This window comes from Streptomyces sp. NPDC030820 (assembly GCF_055572075.1).
On record NZ_JBVIEB010000002.1, the window covers coordinates 534,431 to 559,233 of the forward strand.

The window sequence follows — 24,803 nt, forward strand, 5'->3', positions numbered from 1 at the left end:
TCATGGAGATCATCACACGGCCCTGAGGAGGCCGACTCCCTCGGGGCCACGTACCATGGGGTGAGGCCGTGGCGTGTCCAGCCCGGCAGGGCCCGCGCGACACACATGTACGCGCTGGGTGATCCTCACACCCCGGGAGTTCGTCGCACTATGGCCACGCGCCACGACATCCGCAACGTCGCCATCGTCGCTCACGTCGACCACGGCAAGACCACCATCGTCGACGGCATGCTGAAGCAGGCCGGCGCCTTCGCCGCCCACCAGCTCGAAGGCGTCGACGACCGCATGATGGACTCGAACGACCTGGAGCGTGAGAAGGGCATCACGATCCTCGCCAAGAACACCGCGGTGAAGTACCACCCGAAGGACGGCGGCGAGCCCATCACCATCAACATCATCGACACCCCCGGCCACGCCGACTTCGGCGGCGAGGTCGAGCGCGGTCTGTCCATGGTGGACGGTGTCGTGCTGCTGGTGGACGCCTCCGAGGGCCCGCTGCCGCAGACCCGGTTCGTGCTGCGCAAGGCGCTGCAGGCCCGCCTCCCCGTCATCCTGTGCATCAACAAGACGGACCGTCCGGACGCCCGGATCGACGAGGTCGTCAACGAGACCTACGACCTCTTCCTGGACCTGGACGCGGACGAGGAGCAGATCGAGTTCCCGATCGTCTACGCCTGCGGCCGTGACGGCATCGCCTCGCTGACCAAGCCGGACAACGGCACGGTCCCGGCCGACTCCGACAGCCTGGAGCCGTTCTTCTCCACGATCCTGGAGCACATCCCGGCGCCGACGTACGACGAGGACGCGCCGCTCCAGGCCCACGTCACCAACCTCGACGCCGACAACTTCCTCGGCCGTATCGCGCTGCTCCGGGTCGAGCAGGGCGAGCTGCGCAAGGGCCAGACGGTCGCGTGGATCAAGCGCGACGGGTCGATCCAGAACGTGCGCATCTCCGAGCTGATGATGACCGAGGCGCTCACCCGCAAGCCCGCCGAGAAGGCCGGCCCGGGTGACATCTGCGCGGTCGCCGGTATCCCGGACATCATGATCGGCGAGACGCTGGCCGACACCGAGAACCCGGTTCCGCTGCCGCTGATCACGGTGGACGAGCCGGCGATCTCCATGGTCATCGGTACGAACACCTCGCCGCTCGTCGGCCGCGGCGGCACCGGCAAGGGCGCGGACGCGAAGGCGGCCGTGAAGGACCGCAAGGTCACCGCCCGCCAGGTGAAGGACCGCCTGGACCGCGAGCTGATCGGTAACGTCTCGCTGCGCGTGCTGGAAACCGAGCGCCCCGACGCCTGGGAGGTCCAGGGCCGTGGTGAGCTGGCGCTCGCCATCCTGGTCGAGACCATGCGCCGGGAGGGCTACGAGCTGACCGTCGGCAAGCCGCAGGTCGTCACCAAGGAGGTCGACGGCAAGGTCTACGAGCCGGTCGAGCGCATGACGATCGACGTGCCCGAGGAGCACATGGGCGCCGTCACGCAGCTCATGGGTGTCCGCAAGGGCCGCATGGACAACATGTCCAACCACGGTTCCGGCTGGGTGCGCATGGAGTTCGTCGTGCCGTCGCGCGGACTCATCGGTTTCCGGACCGAGTTCCTGACCCAGACCCGCGGCACCGGTATCGGGCACTCCATCCACGAGGGCCACGAGCCCTGGTTCGGTGCGCTGCAGACCCGTAACAACGGTTCGCTGGTCGCCGACCGCTCCGGCGCGGTCACCGCGTTCGCGATGACGAATCTTCAGGAGCGCGGCGTGCTCTTCGTCGAGCCGGGCACCGAGGTGTACGAGGGCATGATCGTCGGCGAGAACTCCCGCTCCGACGACATGGACGTCAACATCACCAAGGAGAAGAAGCTCACCAACATGCGGTCCTCGACGGCCGATGTGGCCGAGTCGATCGTGCCGCCGCGCAAGCTGTCGCTGGAGCAGTCGCTGGAGTTCTGCCGCGACGACGAGTGCGTCGAGGTGACCCCGGAGGCCGTTCGCATCCGCAAGGTCGTGCTCGACCAGCGGGAGCGGGCGCGCGCCGCGAGCCGCGCCAAGCACGGCTGATCCCCCGGCAGTTGAGCCCGGGTGTCCCCAGAATGGGAACACCCGGGCTTTTTGCAACCCATTTTCGGAGGCCGCATGTCCGACATGCGGAGATCCCCGACCGATAGCCAAGTAACAAGTCCGTTTCGCGCCTTAATCCGTCGAACAGTTTGTCCAGATTTTGGAAGGTCTAGCCGTGAGCTGTGACTGAATTGAGATCTACGGGCAGTGGTCGGTGGTCGACCCATGGCAGATAGTTAGCCGCGTAGCGCTCGGGTCAATGGGTCTCGCGCTGTGGGGACAGCGCGCCGACTCGCGAGCACCAGAGGGTGTCTGGCCCTCCGTCAGGGGTGTCGGAGGCAGGACGGAAACCCTCTCCTGTTGGTGAACACGTGGAGTCATGAGGAGGAACCCCCATGCGCGGTGTCACAAACACCAGGCGCGTCTGTTCGTCACTTCCAGCGGTGTGATTCGGCTGTAGAACTACGCGCGTCCGCCTCGCGGTTACGCGCGCCCTAGGAGTACCCGGGCACCTCTCACACTCATACCTGTGAAACGGACGAACCGTGACAAGTCCTATCGACATTGAGGGCGGCGGGACTTCGGTCGTCGTCGACGGCGAACCAGGGCCGGAGGCGAAGAGCGAAGCCGTCAAGCTCGAAGGCCGGTCCCCCGGCCAGCTGATGTGGCTGCGCTTCAAACGCGACCGCACCGGTGTGATCTCGGCCTACGTCGTGGGCTTCTTCTTCCTGATCGGCCTGCTGGCCCCGCTGATCTCCAAGCTGTACGGCAAGAACCCGTACACGGTGTACGCGGACGAGCGCCCGGAACTCTTCGACAGCGCCGGCGTGCCGGTGCATCCCAACGGCGGTATCAGCAGCGAGTTCTGGTTCGGTCTCGAACCAGGCAACGGCTACGACGTCTTCACCAAGCTGATCTACGGCATCCGCACCTCGCTGATGATCTCGGTCGCCGTCACCGTCGCGGTCGTCCTGACCGCCATCCTGCTCGGCGTCACCGCCGGCTATATCGGCGGTAAGACCGACTATCTGCTCGGCCGGGTCATCGACTTCCTGCTCGCCTTCCCGGCGCAGCTGTTCTTCATCGCGAGCATGCCGGTCGTGGTGTCCCTGTTCGTCAGTCCCCGCGACGAGACGCCCACCTATGTCCGGGTGGTGGCCCTCATCATCGTCCAGTGGTTCCTGGGCTGGATGGGTCTCGGGCGTATCCTGCGCGGCACCGCACTCGCCCTGCGGGAACGGGAGTTCATCGAGGCGGCCAAGGTCAGCGGTGCCTCGCCGTGGCGGATCATCCGCAAGGAGATCCTGCCCAACATCGTCACCCCGTTGCTGGTGCAGTCGACGTATCTGCTGCCCAACTTCGTGACCGCCGAGGCCGGTCTGTCCTTCCTGGGTGTCGGCATCGTCGAACCGACGCCGGACTGGGGGCAGATGTTCTCCAAGGCGTCCACCGAACTGGTGATGCAGAACGACATCACCTACATGTTCTTCCCCGGCGTTTCGATGATCATCTTCGTCGTCGCGTTCAACCTGCTCGGGGACTCGGTCAGAGACGCCTTCGACCCCAAGACCGCGCGCTGACCGCAGCACGTCAACCACACGGAATGTCAGTTTCAAGGATGGGTGGGAAATTTCGTGATGAGTAGGGGCGGACGCCACGTCTCCAGCGCGCTCTCCGTGCTCGCGGCCGGAGCTCTTGTGCTCACCGGTTGCAGCAAGGGCGGCAGCGACACCGGCACCAAGGACAACAAGGACCAGCAGAACGCCAAGGCACAGCAGGCAGCCATCAAGTTCGGCGGCACCGCCGACTCCCAGGGCCCCGCCGCCGACGTGCCGGGCGCCAAGAGCGGCGGCAGCATGGAGGTGCTGCAGCGGGACAGCTTCGCGCACCTCGACCCGGGGCAGATCTACGTCTCCGACCAGATGGCGCTCGCCCAGCTGATCCACAGAGGCCTCACCGGCTACAAGGCCACCAGCAACGACGGCCACAAGCACGAGATCGTCGGCGACCTCGCCACCGACTCCGGTACCACCACGGACGGCGGAAAGACCTGGAAGTACACGCTCAAGGACGGCATCAAGTTCCAGGACGGCACCCCGATCACGTCCAAGGACGTCCGCCAGACCTTCGAGCGGCTCTTCGCGCCCTTCATCACCCAGGGCCCGCCCTACCTCCAGCAGTGGCTGGCCGACACTCCGGGCGCCGACTACCGCAAGCTGCTCCCCGACGGGCCGTACAAGGGCAAGCACCTGCCGAACAGCATCCTGGAAACGCCCGACGACAAAACCATCATCTTCCACTTCAAGAAGCCGCACGCGGACCTGCCGTACGCGCTCGCCATGGCCGGCTACTCCATCGTGTCCGCTAAGGGCGACACCAAGGAGAAGTACGACAAGGCCCCGCTCGCGACCGGCCCGTACAAGATCCAGTCGTTCAAGTCCGGCAAGTCGATGGTGCTGGTCAAGAACACCAACTGGGACCCGAAGACGGACCCGATCCGGCACCAGTACGTGGACCAGTTCAACTTCACGTTCAACCAGCAGTTCGAGACCTCCACCAAGGCCCTGCTGGCGGACAGCGGCCCCGACCAGACCGGCCTCAGCTTCAGCAACCAGGTCGACGCGGGCAACCTGTCCAGCGTCCTCAAGAACCCGCAGCTCAAGTCCCGTACCGTCTCCGGCTACCAGCCGTACGTCGGCCAGATGAACATCAACATGAGCAAGCCGGAGATGAAGGACATCCGGGTCCGCGAGGCCATCGCCTACGCACTGCCCGTCACCCCCTTCGTCCGTGCCTTCGGCGGCACCGACGCGATGGAGGTCGCCGGCGGCCTGCTCAGCCCGACCGTCAGCGGCTACGACGCCTCCTTCGACCCGTTCGGCAAGAAGAAGAAGCCGGCCGGTGACCCGGACAAGGCCCGCGCCCTGCTCAAGCAGGCCGGCAAGCTCAACATGAAGCTGACCTTCGGCTACACCAACACCCCCGAGGGCCAGCAGTACTCCACGGCCATGGCGGCGGGCCTGAAGAAGGCCGGCTTCGACGTCCAGCGCCAGGAGATCCCCTCCGAGACCTACTACGACCAGGTCTCCAAGCTCAACAACAACTACGACATCTTCCACACCGCGTGGGGCGCCGACTGGCCGTCCGCCTCGACGGTCCTCCCGCTGCTGTACGACGGCCGCATCATCGCCGACGGTGCGTCGAACTACTCGCAGATCAACGACCCCCACGTGAACAGCGAGATCGACCGCATCAACGCGATCACCGACCCGGTCAAGGCCGCGGCCGAGTGGGAGAAGCTCGACAAGTACCTGCTCACCAAGGTCGTCAACGTGGTCCCGACCGCGTACTACAAGCAGACCCAGATCGCCGGCTCCAAGGTCGGCGGCCTCGTCTACGACGACGTCATCGGCGGGGTCGACCCGCGTCGCCTCTTCATCAAGTAACCGTCCCCGTCCGGTACCCGGCACGCTCCCGAGCAGGGGGCGCGCCGGGTACCGCCAAGGCCGCCGACGTCTGAGAGCTGCCCTGTCATGCTGCGCTTCCTCGTCCGCCGGATCATCGGTGCCGTCGTCATTCTGTTCCTGCTGAGCATCGTCACGTTCGTGCTGTTCTTCGGGGTGCCCCGGGACCCCGCGCTGATGATGTGCGGCAAGACCTGCAACCCGGGCGCCATCGCGAACATCCACCATGTGCTCGGCCTGGACAAACCCATCACCGAGCAGTACTGGATCTTCCTGCACAACCTCGTCCTGGGCAGCAGCCAGTTCGCCCAGGGACCGTGCCCCGCCCCCTGCTTCGGCTACTCGTACCACACCAACGAGCAGGTCTGGGCCACCCTGATGGACCGGCTGCCCACCACGGTCTCCCTCACCATGGGTGCGGCCGTGTGCTTCCTGATCGTCGGCCTCGGCACCGGGCTGCTCGCCGCCTGGCGGCGCGGCACCCTGATCGACAAGACGGCGACCGCGGGGGCCATGGTCATCAGCTCGCTGCAGATCTACTTCCTCGGCCCGCTGGCCCTCGCGCTCCTCGTCTACCAGACCCACTGGTTCGACAAGCCCGCGTACAACGAGTTCACCCAGGACCCCGTGTCCTGGTTCACCGGCCTGATCATCCCCTGGGTGGTCCTCTCCACGATCTTCGCCGCGCAGTACACGCGTATGGCGCGGTCCTCGATGATCGAACAGCTCCAGGAGGAACACGTCCGGACCGCCCGCGCCAAGGGCATGTCCCGCGCCTACGTCTTCTTCCGCTACGCCTGGCGCGGTTCGCTGATCCCGATCGTCACCATCTTCGGCATCGACCTCGGCTCGCTGTTCGGCGGCGCCATCATCACCGAGTACACCTTCAGCCTGCCCGGTCTCGGCAACCTCGCCGTCCAGTCCGTCTTCTTCAGCGACCTGCCGCTGCTGCTCGGCGTGATGCTCTTCTCCGCCAGCATGATCCTGCTGTTCAACATCGTCGTCGACGCCGCGTACGCCTTCATCGACCCGCGCGTGCGGCTGTCCTAGGAGCACTGTCGTGACCACTCTGACCAAGGAAGCCGGTGCTCCGGTCCCGGCCGGCACGGGCACCCTGCTGTCCGTACGGGACCTGCACGTCAGCTTCAAGACCGAGGACGGCGTCGTACGGGCCGTGGACGGGCTCTCCTTCGATCTGGAGCGCGGCAGGACGCTCGGCATCGTGGGCGAGTCCGGCTCGGGCAAGTCGGTGACCAACCTGACCATCCTCGGCCTGCACAACCCCATGTTCACCACGGTCGAGGGCGAGATCCTGCTGGACGGGCGGGAGTTGACCACGGCCCGGGAGTCCGAGCTGGAGAAGCTGCGCGGCAACAAGGTCGCCATGATCTTCCAGGACCCGCTCACCGCGCTCTCCCCCTACTACACGGTCGGCCGGCAGATCGCCGAGCCGTACCGGAAGCACACCGGCGCCTCCAAGAAGGACGCCTGGGAACGCGCCGTGGAGATGCTCGGCAAGGTCGGCATCCCCAACCCCGGCGCGCGGGCGAAGGACTACCCGCACCAGTTCTCCGGCGGTATGCGCCAGCGCGCCATGATCGCCATGGCCCTGGTCTGCGACCCCGACCTGCTGATCGCCGACGAGCCGACCACCGCCCTGGACGTGACGGTCCAGGCGCAGATCCTCGATCTGCTCAAGGACCTGCAACAGGAGTTCGGATCCGGCATCATCTTCATCACCCACGACCTGGGGGTGATCGCCGACATGGCCGACGACATCATGGTCATGTACGCGGGCGGCGCGGTGGAGCGGGGCACCGCCCAAGAGGTGCTGCGCTCGCCCCGGCACCCGTACACCTGGGGCCTGCTGAACTCGATGCCGCGGCTGGACTCCGACCTCGGCGCCCAGCTCACCCCGATCCCCGGCACCCCGCCCTCGCTGCTCAACCCGCCGTCCGGCTGCCGCTTCCACCCCCGCTGCACCTTCCAGGAGCGGGTCGAGGGCGCGGGCCGCTGTGTGCGCGAGCGTCCGCTGCTGGCGCCGGACCGGGCCTCCGCGTGCCATCTCACGGCGGAGCAGAAGCGGACCATCTTCATCGAAGAGATCAAGCCCCGTCTGGGCTAGGAGGACATCGGCATGACTGAGGACATGGTTCTCCCGGCCCCGCGAGACAAGAGCGCCGCCATGGACGGCGAGCCGCTGCTGGAGGTCTCCGGCCTGACCAAGCACTTCCCCGTCAAGGGCGGCTTCCCGATCCGCCGCACGATCGGCGCGGTGCAGGCCGTGGACGGCGTCGACATCACCGTGCACGCGGGGGAGAGCTTCGGCCTGGTCGGCGAATCGGGCTGCGGCAAGTCGACCACGGGCCGGCTGATCACCCGTCTGCTGGAGCCGACGAGCGGCACGATCACCTACCGCGGGCAGGACATCAGCCACGCCACGCGGGGGCAGCTCGCCCCGATCCGCTCCGAGATCCAGATGATCTTCCAGGACCCGTACTCGTCGCTGAACCCGCGGCAGACGGTCGGCAAGATCATCTCGGGTCCGATGGAGATCAACGGGATCGAGCCGGAGGGCGGCCGGGAGAAGCGGGTCCGTGAACTCCTGGAGATCGTCGGCCTGAACCCGGAGCACTACAACCGCTTCCCGCACGAGTTCTCCGGCGGTCAGCGCCAGCGCATCGGCGTGGCCCGCGCGCTCGCCCTGGAGCCGAAGCTGATCGTGGCGGACGAGCCGGTCTCCGCGCTCGACGTCTCCATCCAGGCCCAGGTCGTGAACCTGCTCCAGGAGGTCCAGAGGGAACTGGGCATCGCGTTCGTGTTCATCGCCCACGACCTGGCCGTCGTCCGCCATTTCTCGCACCGGGTGGCGGTCATGTACCTCGGCAAGATCATCGAAGTCGGTGACCGCGATTCCATCTACACCCGGCCGCGCCACCCGTACACGCACGCCCTGCTGTCCGCGGTTCCCGAGGTGAACCTGTCGGACGAGGACTCGGGCGGGCGCGAGCGCATCCGCCTGGCCGGTGATGTGCCGTCCCCCATCTCCCCGCCCTCCGGCTGCCGCTTCCGCACCCGCTGCTGGAAGGCGCAGGACAAGTGCGCGACCGAGGAGCCGCCGCTGGTCCAGATCTCCGGCAACCGGGACGGCCACCTGACGGCCTGCCACTTCCCGGAGGAACCGACGACCGAGGCCCGGGACGAGGACATCGTGCTGGACCCGGCGCTGGCGGCGCTGGAGGAGGACGACAGGGCCTAGGCCGCCCGGGCCACGGTGATGATCTCAGGACTGGCGGGGGTGACCGGCCCCCGCCCCCAGTCGCCGTACTGCTCCACGACCCTCAGCCCGGCCTCGGCGAGAAAGCCCTCCAGGGACTCCTCGTCCAGGAAGCGAAGAACGCTGTGGCAGACCTGCGGGGCCGGCCACGCATCGCTGTCGTAGGTCTCGGTGAACCGCACGCGGCCGTCGACCAGGCCGTCACTCTGCACCTCGTGCCACACCCGCACCGGTTTCCCGTCCTCGGCGGTGATCTCGTACACCCGGTCCGGGGTCCAGCGCTCCCACGGGCGGGCGGCAGGGTTGCGGGTCTCGAAGACGAACCGCCCACCGTCGCCGAGGGCCGCCCGGGCCCCGCGCAGACAGTGCCGGATCTCCTCGTCCCCGACCAGCTCCTGGAAGGCGTGCCCGGTCATGACGACGAGGTCGAACTCCCCGTGCCACAGCCGGGTGCGCATGTCCCCGAGCACCCACTCGACGTCCGGCCGGGCCCGCCGCGCCCGTACGAGCATGGCGGGCGCCGGATCGAGCCCCATCAGCCGGCCTCGGTGCCCCTCGGTCCGTGCCCGCCGCAGCAACTGCCCGGTGCCGCACCCGATGTCCAGCACCGAACGGGCCTCCCGCACCAGACCGAGGTAGAAGTCGTCGCCCGGCCGCCAGGGGTTGAGGCGGTCATAGAGCGCGGCGAGCGTGAGATCGGTAAAGACATGATCTACCACCGCCGCAGTCTGACACATGATGTTGAACGGCGCGTCAGGTTCCGGTGCACTTCTTGAGCGACTCTCAATTTCCGGTCGAGGCAAGCCCGTTGTACGAAGAAGGCCCGCGCCTGGGGAGGCACGGGCCTTCGTCCCCTGGAAGCGGACGTTCAGGGCTCGGGTCAATGGGCCGGTGAAAGTCCGTTCCGCAAGGGGCGGCTGACGAAAAGGGGTGTGTCAGGCCGCCGCCTCGGGGTCCTTGGAGAGACGGTCCTGGGAGGCACGCGGTGCGGAGATCGTCTCCTGCGTCTCAGGATAGTGGCACGCCGTGAGATGGCCGGGCTTGTTGCCCTCCGCCTGCACCAGCGGCGGGGCCTCCGACGCGCACTTCTCCGTCGCCTTCCAGCAGCGGGTGCGGAAGCGGCAGCCGGAGGGCGGGTTGATCGGGGAGGGCACGTCGCCGACCAGGCGGATGCGCTCGCGCGGCTCCTCGTCCACCGTCGCCTCGGGTACGGCGGAGAGCAGCGCCCGGGTGTAGGGGTGGCGCGGGTTGCCGTACAGGTCGTCGCGGTCGGCGATCTCGACGATCTTGCCGAGGTACATCACCGCGACGCGCTGCGAGAAGTGCCGGACGATCGCGAGGTCGTGGGCGATGAAGACGAACGCGATGCCGAGTTCCCTCTGCACCTTCTGCAGCAGGTTCACGACCTGGGCCTGGATGGAGACGTCGAGCGCGGAGACCGGCTCGTCCGCCACGATCAGCTTCGGCTCCAGGGCGAGCGCGCGGGCCACGCCGATGCGCTGGCGCTGACCGCCGGAGAACTCGTGCGGGAAGCGGTTGTAGTGCTCGGGGTTGAGGCCGACGATCTCCAGCAGCTCGCGGACCCGCTTCTCGCGGCCGCCGGCCGGGTTGATGTCGTTGATCTCCATCGGACCCGAGATGATCTTGCCGACCGTCTGCCGCGGGTTCAGCGAGGCGTACGGGTCCTGGAAGATCATCTGGATCTCGGAGCGGATCGGCGCCAGGTCCCTGCGGCCCGCGTGCGTGATGTCCTGCCCGCGGTAGGTGATCTTGCCGCCGGTCGGCTCCAGCAGGCGGGTGATCAGCCGGCCGGTGGTCGACTTGCCACAGCCGGACTCACCGACGAGGCCCAGGCTCTCGCCCTCGCCGACCTGGAAGTCCAGCCCGTCCACGGCCTGCACCGCGCCCACCGTACGGCGGATCGGGAAGCCGCCCTTGATCGGGAAGTGCTTGGTGAGCCCGGAGACGTCCAGGAGGGGGTTCGTGTTGCTCATGGTCGTGAAGTCCCGTCTGCTGTCCGTCAGTTGTGCCGGGTTGTGGCGAAGTCGGCGAAGAGTTCCTGCTTCTGCTCCTGGGACAGGTGGCAGGCGGAACCTCGGCCCTCGGCCACCTCCAGCTTCGGGCGCTCGGTCGAGCACAGGCCGTCGGCGACCTTCTCGGCGAACGCGCAGCGCGGGTGGAAGCGGCAGCCGGAGGGCGGGTTGAGCAGCGAGGGCGGGGAGCCGGGGATGGGGGAGAGCGGCACGTCGACCGGGCCGTCCAGGCTCGGCATCGAGTTCAGCAGGCCCAGGGTGTAGGGGTGGTCCGGGGCGCTCAGCACCTGCTTCTTGGTGCCGCGCTCCACGCACCGGCCGCCGTACATCACCAGCACGTCGTCCGCGATGTCGGCGATGACGCCCAGGTCGTGCGTGATGAAGATGATCGCGGTGCCGAACTCCTGCTGGAGGTCCTTGAGCAGGTCCATGATCTGGGCCTGGACCGTCACGTCGAGGGCCGTGGTCGGCTCGTCGGCGATCAGCAGCTCGGGGTCGCAGACCAGCGCCATGGCGATCATCGCGCGCTGGCGCATACCGCCGGAGAACTGGTGCGGGTAGTCGTCCACGCGGACGTCCGGCTGAGGGATGCCGACGCGGCGCAGCATCTCGATCGCACGGGCCCGGGCTTCCTTCTTGGAGCAGCCGGTGTGCTTGCGGTACGTCTCCGCGATCTGTGCACCGATGGTGTGGTACGGCGAGAGCGAGGCCAGCGCGTCCTGGAAGATCATGGACATCTTGTTGCCGCGCAGCTTCTCCAGCTCGGCCTCAGTGGCGCTGATCAGCTCCTTGCCGTCGAGCAGGATCTCGCCGTCCATCGTGGTGTTCCGTGGGTCGTGCAGACCCAGGATCGCCATGTTGGTGACGGACTTGCCGGAGCCGGACTCGCCGACGATACCGAGGGTCTTGCCCTTCTCCAGGTCGAACGACAGCCCGTCGACCGCCTTGACGACACCGTCTTCGGTGGAGAAGTGGACGCGCAGGTCGCGCAGGGAGAGGAAGGGGGTGCTCACGGGTCTCTCTCCTTATGCGAGGCGCACGCGCGGGTCGATGAGGGCGTACACGGCGTCGACGATGATGTTGAAGACGACGATCGCAGCCGCGGCGACCAGGACGACGCCGAGCAGCATCGGCAGGTCGTTGGTGCTGACCGCCTTCACCGACAGCTTGCCTATGCCCTGAATGCTGAAGGTCGACTCCGTGATGATCGCGCCGCCGAGCAGCGTGCCGAGGTCGAGGCCGAAGATGGTGATGATCGGGCCCATCGCGCCGCGCCAGGCGAAGCGGAAGAACACCGTCCTGCGGGACAGGCCCTTGGCGCGGGCCGTGCGGACGTAGTCCTCGCTGAGTGACTCGACCATCTGGGATCGCGTCATACGGGTGTAGTTGGCGGTGAAGATCAGCGACAGCACCAGCCACGGCACCAGCAGGCCCGTGAACCACTTGCCCGGGTTGTCGGTGAACGGCGTGTAGTTGGCCCGGTCCAGCAGGTGCAACTGGTCCACGAAGAGGTACGTGGCGAAGACGCCGACGACGTAGATCTGCATCGAGGACGCGATCAGCGACGCGGAGCTGGCGATCTTGTCGAGCGCCTTGCCCTGCTTCACGGCGGCCAGCATGCCGGTGCCGACACCGAACAGGAGGAAGACCACCGAGCTGCCCAGGGCCAGCGAGATCGTGGCCGGGAAGCGGTCCCCGATGGTGCCCAGGACCGGCTCGCGGTTCTGGAACGAGTAGCCGAGGCACGGCGCGTCGCAGTGCCCGAAGGAGCTGTAGTCACGCCCCACGAACAGGCCCTTGAGCCAGTCCCAGTACTGCACGGGGAGCGAGTGGTCGATCCCGAGGTTCTTCTTCACCAGGGCCAGGGTCTCGGGCGTGCAGACCTTGCCGCACGCGAGGCGGGCGGGGTCGCGCGGAGCGGCGTAGAACAGGACGAACACCAGGGCGCTGATGATCAACAGGATCACAGCGGCGCCGAGGGTCCGGCGGATGAGGAAGCGGAGCATGGCAGTTGGGTTTTCCTGACGGATGCCGTAGGGGGTGAGACGGGCGGGGCGGCACTGGGGCCGCCCCGCCGGGGTTCGTACGTCAGGCCTTCACGAAGGTCTTGTACAGCAGGGTCGCGGAGAAGTTCGGGTCGAACTGGGCACCGCCCACCTTCGAGCCGTACACGTAGAAGCGGCGGGTGAACGTCTCGGGGATGATCGGCGCCACCTCCTGCATGATCTTCTTGTCCAGCGCCGCCCAGGCCTTGCCGGCTTCGGTCTGGTCCGCGATCACGGCGTTCTTCTTGATCGCGTCGTTGATCCAGCTGATGTTGGTCTGCGACACGTTGTTCTGGCCGTTGCCGATGGCAGCGCCGTCGAACAGCGGCTCGATCATCGTGTAGGCGGTCGGCCAGTCCGGGGACCAGCCGAACCACATCACGTCGAAGGTGTTGTTGATCTGCTGGATCTGGTCGTAGTACGACGTGGAGTCGATCGGCTTCATGACCGGCGTGAAGCCGGCCGCCTTCAGCGCGTTCTCGATGACGACCTTGGTCTTGAGGTAGGTCGGGTCCTGCGGGAAGGCGTAGACGACCTTCACGCCCTCCTTGCCGGCCTCCTTCAGCAGCGCCTTGGCCTTGGCCGGGTCGCCCTGCGGCTTCTGCAGCTTGCCGTAGAGGTCGTACTTCTCGTAGCCGATGATGTCGGGGCTGAGGATCGAGGTGGCGATGTCACCGGCGGACGGGCCGCCGTAGATCTGCCGGATCTGCTGCAGCGGCCAGGCGTGGATGAGGGCCTGGCGGACCTTCAGGTCGGTGACGCGCTTGGTGTTGATCGCGTAGTAGTAGGTGCCGGTCAGCAGGCCGTTGAAGGTGCGCTTCTTCAGCTGCGGGTCGGTGAGGACCTTCTGGATGCGCTCGGCCGGCACGCCCTTGTAGATCGACACGGCGTACTGGTCGTTGCCCTGGTCGGCGATCAGGCGGTCGGTGCTCTCGAGGGTCTCGACGCCGAAGTCGAACTCGAAGCCGTCCGGGTAGGCGTTGCGGATCGAGTCCGTGGCCGGGTCCCAGTACTTGTTGCGGATCAGCACCATCGACTTGTCGGTGGTGTGCGCCTTGATCTTGTACGGACCGCAGGCGGCCGGCTTCTTGTCGTACTTCTCCTTGGTGTCCAGCTTCACGGAGGTGGCGGCGTACGAGTGCATCGCCAGGGTGAAGTTGAAGTCCGGCTTCGGCTCGGCCAGGTGGAAGGTGATGGTCCGCTTGGCCTTGTCGGTGACGATCGAGTCCAGGTGCTTGCCCTTGTACGGACCCTCGTAGGCGTCACGCCACTTGGCGCCCTTGCCGGTCAGCGCCATCTGGACGTAGGTGCCGGACTCGGTGATGAACGGGGCCCACAGCCGCTCGATGCCGTGGCGCACGTCCTCGACGGTCAGCTCGCTGCCGTCCTCCCACTTCAGACCCTCCTTCAGCGTGAAGGTCCAGGTCTTGTTGTCCTTGGAGGCGGTACCGGTGTCGGTGGCCAAGTCACCGACGAGCTTCTGGTGACCGGAGGAGTCGATCTTGTAACCGGTCAGGCAGCGGTGCAGGAGCAGCGCGACCGTGGAGTTGTACGCGTAGTAGATGCGCTGCGGGTCGAGGTGCGAGAAGTCGTCGGGCGCGAGGCCGTAGATCGTGCCGCCCTTCTTCGCGCCGGCGATCTCGGGGGCCGGGCCGGTGGAGTCGGCCTTCGTGCCGATGGTGACCTTGGCGCCCGTGTAGGACGTGGCGCCGGCGCTCGGGGTGCCGTTGCCGCCCCCGCCGCCGCTGCTGCACGCGGACAGCAGCGTCGAGCCCGCGGCCGCGACAGAGGTGGCGATGACGAAGTTTCTGCGGGAGAGAGACATGGCTGACCCGTTCGTAGTGGATGACAAGTGGTGCTTGATCCCGGCCGGGCCCCGTCGCCCGGGCCGGGAGGAACTCAGCGCTTGGTCTTCGGGTCCAGGGCGTCGCGGACCGAGTCGCCGAGGAGGTTGAAGGCGACGACGAAGATCACCATGGCCAGGCCCGGGAAGAGCATGAAGGTGATGTCGTCCTGGTAGTACTTGGCGCCGTTCTGGATCATCACGCCCCAGTCGGGGGTCGGATCCTGGAGACCGACGCCGAGGAAGGCGAGCCCCGCTTCCGCGGTGACGTAGGTCGGGAGGAGGAGCGTCGCCTGGATCAGGATCGGCGTCCACAGGTTGGGCAGGAGCTCCTTGAAGATGATCCGGGCCGGGGAGGCGCCGGTGACCTTGGCCGCCTCCACGAACTCGCGCTCGCGCAGGGCGAGCACCTCACCGCGCAGCAGACGCGCGATGGAGGCCCAGCCGAAGGCCGTCATCACGAGGATGAGGCTGGTGACGGTCAGCCAGACAGGAGTGTTGTCCGTCGGCGGGACGAAGATCGCCATGACCACGGGCCAGAAGGCGATGAAGAACAGCGTCTGCGGGAACGCCAGCAGGATGTCGATGACGCGTCCGACGAGGTAGTCGGTCTTGCCGCCGAGGTAGCCGGCGGTGATGCCGATGACGACACCGAGCAGGGTCGTCAGCAGTGCGGCGGCGGTCGCGATCAGCAGCGAGTTGCGGATGCCGTAGAGCAGGAACGTGAGGACGTCCCGGCCGAGCTGCGGCTCGATGCCGAGCCAGAAGTCGGAGCTGATGCCGCCGTTGGGCTTGATCGGGTAGTTGAACTCGTTGAACAGGCCCGGGATGTTCATGCCGTACGTGGTGTACGGATCCTTCCCGTACACCTTGGCGATCAGCGGTGCGGCGATGCCGACGACGAAGAAGGAGATCACCACGAAGGCGGATATGACGCCCGTCCGGTCCCGCTTGAAGCGGGTCCAGGCCAGCCGTCCCGGAGAGCGGCTCTCGGTGCCCTTCGGGTTGCCGGGCTTCGCCGATGCGGCGCTGTCTTCTTCGGTCACCTCGAGTGCGGCGGCCGGGGAAGGGGATGCGGGGGTGGTCATGATGCTCCGTGCCTTGTGGGTCAAGGCTCCGCAGGGCGCTCCCCTACGGGCTACGCCGGACTTTTTCAACGCAATTCATGCAGGGTCAATAAATTCTCGATCGCCTTGGTTGCGTCTTTGCGTTCTTTACCCGTACTTGATCATTCCGTAGCTACGCGGGTAGCACGCCGTAATCAATCCGTGCTTCACATCGGGCCAATAGGGCCAATCGGGCGATGAGTTCGATATGCGGACGGTGGTGTGTCGAAATGCGTACATCGACACGTCCTAATCCAACGTTTCGGCATCGTTGCGCGAAGATCTGTTGCGCTGCCCCCCGGGATCGTCCGGGCGCTCCAGGTCGCTGCCTGCTTTCGGCTGACGCGTGCCGCTGACGGCCCCTCAATCCGGCGGTCGGCGTGCGGCATGTGATCGTATGAGCCGATATTGACCGGTATCGGATCTGTGCTCGCGGAGGAGGCAGCCATGCGGGGTATCAGGCACGCCCGATGGGCCGCCTGTGTGATCGCCGCCGGGCTCCTGGCCACCGCGTGCGGTGGCGCGAGCGGCTTCGGCGGCGCCGGGGTGCTGACCTCCTCCTGGGGCGACCCGCAGAACCCGCTCGAGCCCGCCAACACCAACGAGGTGCAGGGCGGCAAGGTCCTCGACATGATCTTCCGGGGCCTGAAGAAGTACGACCCGAAGACCGGCAAGGCCCAGAACTGGCTCGCCGCCTCCATCGACACCAGGGACTCGCAGAACTTCACGATCAAGCTGAAGAAGGGCTGGACCTTCTCCGACGGCGAGAAGGTGACCGCCCGCTCCTTCGTGGACGCCTGGAACTACGGGGCGAGCCTGAGGAACAACCAGAAGAACGCCTACTTCTTCGCCTACATCGCCGGATACGACAAGGTCCACCCCGACAGCGGCGCCCAGAGGGCCGACACCCTGTCCGGACTGAAAGTGATCGACGACCACACCTTCACCGTCCGGCTGGGCCAGAAGTTCTCCAGCTTCCCCGACACCCTGGGCTACGCGGCCTTCGACCCGCTGCCCCGCACCTTCTTCACCGACCACGCCGCCTGGCTGAAGAAGCCGGTGGGCAACGGGCCCTACCGGATCGAGTCGTACACCAGGGGCTCGGCCATGAACCTGAAGAAGTGGGACGGCTACCCCGGCCCCGACCCGGCGCGGAACGTCGGCGTGACCCTCCTGGTGTACACCGACAACAACACGGCCTACACCGACGTGCTGGCCGGCAACCTCGACCTGGTCGACGACGTGCCCTCCACCCAGCTCAAGAACGTCAAGACCGACCTGAACGGCCGCTACATCAACACCCCGGCCGGCATCCTGCAGACCCTCGCCTTCCCGTACTACGACCCGAAGTGGAACACCCCCGGGGCGCGCAAGGTCCGCACCGGCCTGTCCATGGCGATCAACCGCAAGCAGATCACCGAGACCATCTTCCGTAACACCCGCACCCCCGCCACCGACTGGACCTCCCCCGTCCTCGGCGCGGCCGGCGGCTACAAGCCCGGGCTCTGCGGCCACGCCTGCGACTACGACCCGGTGCAGGCCAGGAAGCTCATCCAGGAGGGCGGCGGGATCCCCGGTGGCCAGCTGAAGATCACCTACAACGCGGACAGCGGCTCGCACAAGCAATGGGTGGACGCCGTGTGCAACTCCGTCAACAACGCCCTCGGCAACAACAAGGCCTGCGTGGGCAACCCGGTCGGCACCTTCGCCGACTTCCGCAACCAGATCGGGCAGCACAAGATGACCGGCCCCTTCCGGGCCGGCTGGCAGATGGACTACCCGTTGATCCAGAACTTCCTGCAGCCGCTGTACTACACGGGCGCCTCCTCCAACGACGGCAAGTGGTCGAACAAGCAGTTCGACCGCCTCGTCGACCGGGCCAACGCCGAGACCGGACAGGCCACGGCCATCCGGCTGTTCCAGCAGGCCGAGGGAGTCGTCCGCGACAACATGGCGGCCATCCCGCTCTGGTACCAGAACGGCAGCGCCGGCTACACCTCCCGGCTCTCCCACGTGACGCTCAACCCCTTCAGCGTGCCGGTCTACAACGAGATCAAGGTGGGCTGAGCGACATGGGGCGCTATGTCGCGCGGCGGCTGCTCCAGATGATCCCCGTGTTCATCGGCTCCACCCTGCTGATCTTCCTCATGGTCAACGTGATGGGCGACCCCATCGCCGGACTGTGCGGCGAACGGGCCTGCGATCCCGCGACGGCCGCCCAGCTCAAGCGGGAGTTCGGCTTGGACAAGCCGCTCTGGCAGCAGTACCTCACCTACATGGGGCACCTGTTCACCGGCGACTTCGGTACGGCGTTCAACGGCCAGAAGGTCACCGAGCTGATGGGAACGGCGTTCCCCGTCACCATCCGGCTCACCATCGTCGCCATCCTCTTCGAGATCGTCGTCGGTGTGACGCTGGGCGTGCTCACGGGCATGCGGCGCGGCCGGCCCGTCGACACCGGGGTGCTGCTGGCCACTCTCGTGGTGATCTCGGTCCCCACCTTCGTCACCGGTCTGCTGCTCCAGCTGCTGCTCGGCGTCCAGTGGGGCTGGATCAGACCGTCCGTCTCGGCGTACGCGACCTTCGGCGAGCTGATCGTGCCCGGTCTGGTCCTCGCCTCCGTCTCCCTGGCCTACGTCACCCGGCTGACCCGGACCTCCATCGCGGAGAACAAGCGGGCCGACTACGTCCGTACGGCGGTCGCCAAGGGCCTGCCCCGGCGCCGGGTCGTCGTCCGTCATCTGCTGCGCAACTCGCTGATCCCCGTGGTCACCTTCATCGGAGCCGACATCGGCGCGCTGATGGGCGGCGCGATCGTCACCGAGCGGATCTTCAACATCCATGGCGTCGGCTTCCAGCTCTACCAGGGCATCCTGCGCCAGAACACGCAGACGGTCGTCGGTTTCGTGACCGTCCTCGTCCTCGTCTTCCTCGTCGCCAACCTCCTCGTCGACCTCCTGTACGCCGTGCTCGACCCGAGGATCCGCTATGCCTGAGCAGCCGTACGAGCCCGAGGGCGCGATCGCCGGAACCGGCATGGGAGGCGCGATGGACCTGGGCGCGAGCGAGGCCGCCACGCTGGAGCGGACGCCGGGGGGACCCGAGGGCACGGGCCCGGCGGGCAAGCCACGTTCCCTGTGGTCCGACGCCTGGCGGGACCTGCGCCGCAACCCGGTCTTCCTGATCTCCGCCGTGGTGATCCTCTTCCTGGTCCTCATCTCCGTCTGGCCCTCGGCGATCGCCTCCGGCAGCCCCCTCACCTGCGACCTCGCCAAGGCCCAGGACGGCCCGGGCCCGGGCGCGCCCTTCGGGTACGACGGCCAGGGCTGCAACGTCTACACGCGCACGGTGTACGGCGCCCGTACGTCCGTCACGGTGGGCGTGCTGGCGACGCTCGGGGTGGGCGTCCTCGGATCGGTCCTGGGGGCCCTGGCCGGGTACTTCGGCGGTGTCTGGGACTCGATCCTGTCCCGGATCACCGACATCTTCTTCGCCATCCCGGTCGTCCTGGGCGGTCTGGTCCTCCTGTCGGTGGTGACCAGCAACACGGTCTGGCCGGTCATCGGCTTCATGGTCCTGCTCGGCTGGCCGCAGATCGGCCGCATCGCCCGCGGCTCGGTCATCACCGCCAAGCAGAACGACTACGTCCAGGCCGCCCGCGCCCTCGGCGCCTCCGACTCCCGCATCCTGCTGCGCCACATCGCACCGAACGCCGTGGCGCCGGTGATCGTGGTGGCGACCATCGCGCTGGGCACCTACATCGCCCTGGAGGCGACCCTGTCGTACCTCGGCGTGGGCCTGAAACCACCCAGCGTCTCCTGGGGCATCGACATCTCCGCCGCCTCCCCCTACATCCGCAACGCCCCCCACGCCCTCCTGTGGCCCTCGGGCGCCCTGGCCATCACGGTCCTGGCCTTCATCATGCTCGGCGACGCGGTCCGCGACGCCCTCGATCCGAAGTTGAGGTGACGGCCGTGCGAGGCGATGGCGGCGTGCTGCTCGAAGTGCGGGACCTGCGGGTGGAGTTCCGGACCCGGGACGGGATCGCGCATGCCGTCAACGGGGTGAGCTACGAGGTGGACGCGGGGGAGACCCTGGCCGTGCTCGGCGAGTCCGGGTCGGGCAAGTCGGTGACCGCGCAGGCCGTGATGGGGATCCTCGACACCCCGCCGGGCAAGGTCACGGGCGGTCGGATCCTGTTCCAGGGACGGGATCTGCTCACACTGAAGGAAGAGGAGCGCAGGAGGATCCGCGGCGCCAGGATGGCGATGATCTTCCAGGACGCACTGTCGGCGCTCAACCCGGTGCTCTCCGTGGGGGACCAGCTCGGCGAGATGTTCGTCGTGCACCGCGGGATGTCCAAGAAGGACGCCCGGGGCAAGGCCGTCGAGCTGATGGAACGGGTGCGCATTCCGGCCGCCGCCCAGCGCGTGCGGGACTACCCCCACCAGTTCTCCGGCGGTATGCGCCAGCGCATCATGATCGCCATGGCGCTGGCCCTGGAACCGGCACTCATCATCGCCGACGAACCCACCACCGCCCTCGACGTCACCGTGCAGGCCCAGGTCATGGACCTGCTGGCGGAGCTGCAGCGCGAGTACCACATGGGGCTGATCCTGATCACCCATGATCTGGGCGTCGTCGCGGACGTCGCCGACCGGATCGCGGTCATGTACGCCGGGAAGATCGTCGAGTCCGCACCCGTCCGTGACATCTACAAGGCGCCGGCCCACCCCTACACCCGCGGCCTGCTGGACTCCATCCCGCGCCTGGACCAGAAGGGACAGCAGCTGTACGCCATCAAGGGCCTGCCGCCGAACCTGATGCACATCCCTCCGGGCTGCTCCTTCCACCCGCGATGCCCGCTCGCCCGGGACGTCTGCCGCACCGACGAACCCCCGCTGTACGAGGTCTCCGGCACCCGCGGCAGCGCCTGCCACTTCTGGAGGGAGTGCCTCGATGACGTCGACGACCGCGAGCACTGAGCCCATCCTCGAAGTGACCGGACTCGTCAAGCACTACCCCCTCACCCGGGGCATCCTCTTCAAGAGGCAGATCGGCGCGGTCAAGGCCGTCGACGGCGTCGACTTCACCCTCGGCAAGGGCGAAACCCTCGGCATCGTCGGCGAGTCGGGCTGCGGCAAGTCCACGCTCGCCAAGATGCTCTGCAGCCTCGAGCGCCCCACGGCCGGCTCCATCAGGTTCAAGGGCGAGGACATCACCAAGCTGTCCGGAAAGGCCCTGAAGGCCGTACGCCGCAACATCCAAATGGTCTTCCAGGACCCGTACACCTCCCTCAACCCCCGCATGACGGTCGGCGACATCATCGGCGAGCCCTACGACATCCACCCCGAGGTCGCGCCCAAGGGCGACCGCCGCCGCAGGGTCCAGGAACTCCTGGACGTGGTCGGTCTCGATCCGGAGTACGTCAACCGCTACCCGCACCAGTTCTCCGGCGGCCAGCGCCAACGCATCGGCATCGCACGGGGACTGGCGCTGCACCCGGAGGTCATCGTCGCCGACGAACCGGTCTCCGCCCTCGACGTCTCCATCCAGGCCCAGGTCATCAACCTCCTGGACCGCCTCCAGTCGGAGTTCGAGCTCTCCTACGTCTTCATCGCGCACGACCTGTCCATCGTCCGGCACATCTCCGACCGGGTGGGTGTGATGTACCTCGGGCGGATCGTGGAGATCGGCACCGACACCGAGATCTACGACCACCCCACCCACCCCTACACCCAGGCCCTCCTCTCGGCGGTCCCGGTCCCGGATCCCGCGGCCCGGGAGCAGCGCGAGCGGATCATGCTCAGCGGAGACGTGCCGTCGCCGACGAACATCCCCTCCGGCTGCCGCTTCCGCACCCGCTGCTGGAAGGCACAGGAGCGCTGCGCCCGGGAGGTGCCGGCCCTGGCGGTCCCGGCCGTCTTCCGCGACACCTCCGGCCCGGCGGCCCACGCCTCGGCCTGTCACTTCGCGGAGGAGAAGCAGGTGGTTCCGGCGGAGGACTCGTAGGGGTACGCGTACGGCAACGGGCCGGGGTGACATGGCGCACCCCGGCCCGTACACGGCACCCGCACGGCCGTACGCTGATCAGCCTCCCGCGTCCGTATATCGGTACCGCTTCCGTGAAGTTGCCTGCTTGTTAACGCAGTTCGCGGTTCATTTGCCCTGGTCGGGCAGGGTGCGCCGGAGGAAGTCCAGCTGGAGCAGCAGCAGGTTCTCCGCGACGGTCTCCTGCGGGGTCATGTGCGTCACGCCGGACAGCGGCAGGACCTCGTGCGGGCGGCCGGCGGCGAGCAGGGCGGAGGACAGCCGCAGGGAATGGGCGACGACGACGTTGTCATCCGCAAGCCCGTGAATGATCATCATCGGGCGGTGCGGCTCGGCCGGGCCGACCAGGCCCGCGTCGTCGATCACCGAGTTGCGGCGGTAGACCTCCGGCTGCTCGTCCGGCAGGCCCAGATAGCGCTCCTGGTAGTGGGTGTCGTACAGCCGCAGATCGGTGACCGGGGCGCCGACGACCGCCGCATGGAAGACGTCCGGGCGGCGCAGCACCGCCAGTGCCGCCAGATAGCCGCCGAAGGACCAGCCGCGGATCGCCACCCGGTCCAGGTCCAGCGGGAACTCACCGGCGAGCGCGTGCAGCGCGTCCACCTGGTCCTGGAGTACGACGGCCGCCAGCTCGTCGCGCACCGACTTCTCCCAGGCCGGCGAGTGCCCCGGAGTGCCCCGTCCGTCCGCCACGACCACCGCGAAACCCTGGTCGGCGAACCACTGGGAGGTGAGGTGGGCGTTGTGCGTGGCGAGCACCCGCTGGCCGTGCGGGCCGCCGTAGGGGTCCATGAGGACGGGCAGGGGAGTGTCACCGTGGTAGTCCCGTGGCATAAGCACGGCGCACGGAATTCGGCGTGCGCCCCCCTGGGTCAGCGTCACCCGCGGGGAGAAACCAGGACTTTCGGCGTACGAGCGGACAGTCGCCGCCGGTTTTCCGTCACGCAGCACCTGGACACGGGAGCCGGGAGTGTCCGGTGTCGCGGACACGAGCACGGTCACACCGCCGGCGCGCACCGCCGAGTGCACCCCGGGCTCCTGCGACACGCGCTCCACGCCCAGCTCGTTCACCCGGTACACATGGACCTCGCCGGTCTCCGGCGCCTGCGCCTCCGGGCCCGCCGAGGCGGAAACCAGCACGTCGTCGTCGCCCACGTCCAGCACCGCGCGGATATGCAACTGACCGCCGGTCAAAGGCCGTTCGCCGACCGTCAGCACCCGTGCGCCGCCCTCGTCCGTGATCCGGACAAGCTGCCCGGACGGGCTCCAGCAGGGCACTCCAGGGAAAAGTTCCAGCCAACTTGGATCTTCGTCGGCGTGCACCATCCGGGTGGCCCCCGTGTCCGGGTCCACCGCCAGGAACAGCTGGCTGCGCTGGTCCCGCGCCTGTACCAGCAACAGCGGCGCACCCGCCGCTGACCAGTGCACACGGGCCAGATACGGGTAGCGGGCCCGGTCCCACGCGACCTCCGTGCGCTCCCCGTCGAGCCCGAGCACGAACAGCCGGACGTCCGCGTTCGGCGTGCCCGCGGCCGGGTAGGCGATGTCGATCGGCTCACGTTCCGGGTGGGCCGGGTCCGCGATCCACCACCGCTTCACCGGCGTGTCGTCCACGCGCGCCACGAGCAGCCGGCGCCCGTCCGGCGCCCACCAGAAACCCCGCGAACGGCCCATCTCCTCGGCCGCGATGAACTCGGCGAGCCCGTACGTGACCCGCCCCGGTCCGTCGGTGGGCTCCGGCTCGGCGAGCGCCCGGTCGCCCTCGCCCTCGGCGCCTACGACCCGCAGCGCACCCTGCGCGACATAGGCGATGTGCGTGCCGTCGGGGGAGGGGCGCGGGTCGATCACCGGCCCCGGAACCCGGAGTTCGCGCGCCGTACCGGCCCGCAGCTCGGCCGTGAAAAGCCGCCCCGACAAGGCGAAAGACGCCAACTCCAGGGCGGTGTCGGTGGCATAGCCGACGATGCCGGCACCGCCCTCCCGGCTGCGCTCACGGCGCGCCCGCTCCTCGGCCGAGAGCTCTTCGGAGGCGCCGCCGAGGAGGGCGCCGGGATCGGCCGCCAGGCGCTCGGCGCGGTCCGGAAGGTCCATGACCCACAGGGAGTTGGCCCGGTCGGTGCCGGAGCCGGAGCGCAGGAACGCGACACGCGAACCGTCGGGCGCCACCGTGAACGCACGCGGCGCGCCGAGCGTGAACCGCTGGGTCCGGGCGTGCCGACGGGGGAAGGAGTCAGACTCGGTCGTCATACCCCGACCATATTGGCCATGCGCCCCCTTGTGCGGCCGTGCGCCGCGCGATGCGCGAGCACGGATAGTTATGATCACTACCGCTGTGTGGGTATTAACCTGCTGGCGTCTGCATGGATTTGCTCAACTGATCTAGATCTGACGATCTTTGGAGGTGAGCCGCCGTGGCACTCTCGATTTCGGCGGTGGTGCTGCTGGCGATCATCGTCTTCCTGCTGATCAAGAAGTCAGGGCTGAAGGGCGGCCACGCGGTGGTCTGCGTCCTGCTCGGCTTCTATCTCGCCTCCTCGACCGTCGCCCCCACGATCAGCCAACTGACGACCAACGTCGCCAGCATGATCAGCAGCATCAAGTTCTGAGGCGGGCCTCGGCGCCGTCACGACGTCTTTCCGGGCGCCTGCTGTGCAGTTGCCGTAGGGCCGCTCGCTTCTCGGCGATTGTCGGGCCTCCGCGAGGTGCGTCAAGGGCGCTGCGCGTCGCCTTCGGCGATGGCCCTCCGGGCCACCCTTGACCCACCTCACTCCGGCCCGCAGAAGAAGCGAGCGAGCGGCCCAGAGAGACGGTGGCCCTGCCCGGCACCGGCCCCTTGGGACGCCGCCCACCGCCGTTGCCTACGGAGGACGCGCTCGCACCTCACACGCACGCCGGGTGGGTTTGGCGGCGAACGGGGTTGGTGGGT

General features: G+C 67.7%; 19 protein-coding genes. 12 read left to right on the forward strand and 7 right to left on the reverse strand.

The genetic code is table 11. From position 1 onward, the window contains the following. Positions 1–150: 150 nt before the first annotated feature. The 6 genes from typA to ACZ418_RS07090 all read left to right on the forward strand — a co-directional run bounded on the left by typA (position 151) and on the right by ACZ418_RS07090 (position 8,781). Entirely contained in the window at positions 151–2,058 is a 1,908-nt protein-coding gene (typA, locus tag ACZ418_RS07065; protein ID WP_468358095.1) for a translational GTPase TypA, read from the forward strand. Between the two features lie 545 nt (positions 2,059–2,603). Further along, on the forward strand, positions 2,604–3,638 hold the full coding sequence (locus ACZ418_RS07070; RefSeq protein WP_468358098.1) for an ABC transporter permease: 1,035 nt from the start codon (positions 2,604–2,606) through the stop codon (positions 3,636–3,638). A gap of 57 nt (positions 3,639–3,695) precedes the next feature. Beyond that, a complete protein-coding gene (locus ACZ418_RS07075) occupies positions 3,696–5,504 on the forward strand; it encodes an ABC transporter substrate-binding protein (RefSeq protein WP_468358101.1) in 1,809 nt (602 codons plus the stop codon). 87 nt (positions 5,505–5,591) lie between these two features. After that, entirely contained in the window at positions 5,592–6,572 is a 981-nt protein-coding gene (locus tag ACZ418_RS07080) for an ABC transporter permease (protein WP_468358104.1), read from the forward strand. Between the two features lie 10 nt (positions 6,573–6,582). After that, positions 6,583–7,647 (forward strand): ABC transporter ATP-binding protein, encoded by a 1,065-nt coding sequence (locus ACZ418_RS07085; protein WP_468358107.1) that lies wholly within the window; start codon positions 6,583–6,585, stop codon positions 7,645–7,647. 12 nt (positions 7,648–7,659) lie between these two features. Further along, positions 7,660–8,781: an ABC transporter ATP-binding protein gene (locus ACZ418_RS07090; protein ID WP_468358110.1), complete on the forward strand. Its 1,122-nt coding sequence runs from the start codon at positions 7,660–7,662 to the stop codon at positions 8,779–8,781. Here ACZ418_RS07090 and ACZ418_RS07095 read toward each other — a convergent pair. The 6 genes from ACZ418_RS07095 to ACZ418_RS07120 form a co-directional block, all read right to left on the reverse strand. Then, on the reverse strand, positions 8,778–9,518 hold the full coding sequence (locus ACZ418_RS07095) for a class I SAM-dependent methyltransferase (protein WP_468358113.1): 741 nt from the start codon (positions 9,516–9,518) through the stop codon (positions 8,778–8,780). The two genes, ACZ418_RS07090 and ACZ418_RS07095, sit on opposite strands and share 4 nt — an antisense overlap. 216 nt (positions 9,519–9,734) lie before the next feature. After that, a complete protein-coding gene (locus tag ACZ418_RS07100) occupies positions 9,735–10,793 on the reverse strand; it encodes an ABC transporter ATP-binding protein (protein ID WP_468358116.1) in 1,059 nt (352 codons plus the stop codon). A 26-nt stretch (positions 10,794–10,819) separates the two neighbouring features. Beyond that, on the reverse strand, positions 10,820–11,845 hold the full coding sequence (locus ACZ418_RS07105) for an ABC transporter ATP-binding protein (RefSeq protein ID WP_468358119.1): 1,026 nt from the start codon (positions 11,843–11,845) through the stop codon (positions 10,820–10,822). A 12-nt stretch (positions 11,846–11,857) separates the two neighbouring features. After that, entirely contained in the window at positions 11,858–12,838 is a 981-nt protein-coding gene (locus tag ACZ418_RS07110) for an ABC transporter permease (protein WP_468358122.1), read from the reverse strand. A gap of 82 nt (positions 12,839–12,920) precedes the next feature. Continuing rightward, positions 12,921–14,702, reverse strand: a complete 1,782-nt coding sequence (locus tag ACZ418_RS07115; protein ID WP_468358125.1) for an ABC transporter substrate-binding protein — start codon at positions 14,700–14,702, stop codon at positions 12,921–12,923. Positions 14,703–14,776: 74 nt separating this feature from the next. Further along, the gene (locus ACZ418_RS07120; RefSeq protein WP_468358128.1) at positions 14,777–15,808 is read right to left on the reverse strand and encodes an ABC transporter permease; all 1,032 of its coding nucleotides are present in this window, start codon (positions 15,806–15,808) and stop codon (positions 14,777–14,779) included. A gap of 465 nt (positions 15,809–16,273) precedes the next feature. On the opposite strand from ACZ418_RS07120, the gene ACZ418_RS07125 reads away from it, so the two are divergent. Genes ACZ418_RS07125 through ACZ418_RS07145 form a run of 5 tightly spaced genes read left to right on the forward strand, consistent with a single transcriptional unit; the run spans position 16,274 to position 21,838 of the window. Next, positions 16,274–17,893 (forward strand): peptide ABC transporter substrate-binding protein, encoded by a 1,620-nt coding sequence (locus ACZ418_RS07125; protein WP_468358131.1) that lies wholly within the window; start codon positions 16,274–16,276, stop codon positions 17,891–17,893. Between the two features lie 5 nt (positions 17,894–17,898). Continuing rightward, positions 17,899–18,822, forward strand: coding sequence for an ABC transporter permease (locus ACZ418_RS07130; RefSeq protein WP_468358134.1), 924 nt, complete (start codon positions 17,899–17,901; stop codon positions 18,820–18,822). Beyond that, a complete protein-coding gene (locus ACZ418_RS07135; RefSeq protein ID WP_468358137.1) occupies positions 18,815–19,795 on the forward strand; it encodes an ABC transporter permease in 981 nt (326 codons plus the stop codon). Before ACZ418_RS07130 ends, ACZ418_RS07135 begins: the two co-directional genes overlap by 8 nt. A 23-nt stretch (positions 19,796–19,818) precedes the next feature. After that, positions 19,819–20,811 (forward strand): ABC transporter ATP-binding protein, encoded by a 993-nt coding sequence (locus ACZ418_RS07140; RefSeq protein ID WP_468358919.1) that lies wholly within the window; start codon positions 19,819–19,821, stop codon positions 20,809–20,811. After that, positions 20,786–21,838: an ABC transporter ATP-binding protein gene (locus tag ACZ418_RS07145; RefSeq protein WP_468358140.1), complete on the forward strand. Its 1,053-nt coding sequence runs from the start codon at positions 20,786–20,788 to the stop codon at positions 21,836–21,838. Before ACZ418_RS07140 ends, ACZ418_RS07145 begins: the two co-directional genes overlap by 26 nt. A 147-nt stretch (positions 21,839–21,985) precedes the next feature. Here the strand turns inward: ACZ418_RS07145 and ACZ418_RS07150 are convergent, their stop codons facing one another. Next, positions 21,986–24,124: a prolyl oligopeptidase family serine peptidase gene (locus ACZ418_RS07150; protein ID WP_468358143.1), complete on the reverse strand. Its 2,139-nt coding sequence runs from the start codon at positions 24,122–24,124 to the stop codon at positions 21,986–21,988. 164 nt (positions 24,125–24,288) lie between these two features. On the opposite strand from ACZ418_RS07150, the gene ACZ418_RS07155 reads away from it, so the two are divergent. Continuing rightward, on the forward strand, positions 24,289–24,483 hold the full coding sequence (locus tag ACZ418_RS07155; RefSeq protein ID WP_194294050.1) for a hypothetical protein: 195 nt from the start codon (positions 24,289–24,291) through the stop codon (positions 24,481–24,483). The last annotated feature ends 320 nt before the right edge of the window (positions 24,484–24,803 follow it).

Excerpts from the sequence above, each read along its gene's own strand:
- typA (WP_468358095.1), top strand. The coding sequence starts at position 151 with ATGGCCACGCGCCACGACATCCGCAACGTCGCCATCGTCGCTCACGTC.
- ACZ418_RS07075 (WP_468358101.1), top strand. The coding sequence starts at position 3,696 with ATGAGTAGGGGCGGACGCCACGTCTCCAGCGCGCTCTCCGTGCTCGCG.
- ACZ418_RS07080 (WP_468358104.1), top strand. The coding sequence starts at position 5,592 with ATGCTGCGCTTCCTCGTCCGCCGGATCATCGGTGCCGTCGTCATTCTG.
- ACZ418_RS07090 (WP_468358110.1), top strand. The coding sequence starts at position 7,660 with ATGACTGAGGACATGGTTCTCCCGGCCCCGCGAGACAAGAGCGCCGCC.
- ACZ418_RS07100 (WP_468358116.1), bottom strand. The coding sequence starts at position 10,793 with ATGAGCAACACGAACCCCCTCCTGGACGTCTCCGGGCTCACCAAGCAC.
- ACZ418_RS07110 (WP_468358122.1), bottom strand. The coding sequence starts at position 12,838 with ATGCTCCGCTTCCTCATCCGCCGGACCCTCGGCGCCGCTGTGATCCTG.
- ACZ418_RS07115 (WP_468358125.1), bottom strand. The coding sequence starts at position 14,702 with ATGTCTCTCTCCCGCAGAAACTTCGTCATCGCCACCTCTGTCGCGGCC.
- ACZ418_RS07120 (WP_468358128.1), bottom strand. The coding sequence starts at position 15,808 with ATGACCACCCCCGCATCCCCTTCCCCGGCCGCCGCACTCGAGGTGACC.
- ACZ418_RS07125 (WP_468358131.1), top strand. The coding sequence starts at position 16,274 with ATGCGGGGTATCAGGCACGCCCGATGGGCCGCCTGTGTGATCGCCGCC.
- ACZ418_RS07130 (WP_468358134.1), top strand. The coding sequence starts at position 17,899 with ATGGGGCGCTATGTCGCGCGGCGGCTGCTCCAGATGATCCCCGTGTTC.
- ACZ418_RS07135 (WP_468358137.1), top strand. The coding sequence starts at position 18,815 with ATGCCTGAGCAGCCGTACGAGCCCGAGGGCGCGATCGCCGGAACCGGC.
- ACZ418_RS07145 (WP_468358140.1), top strand. The coding sequence starts at position 20,786 with ATGACGTCGACGACCGCGAGCACTGAGCCCATCCTCGAAGTGACCGGA.
- ACZ418_RS07150 (WP_468358143.1), bottom strand. The coding sequence starts at position 24,124 with ATGACGACCGAGTCTGACTCCTTCCCCCGTCGGCACGCCCGGACCCAG.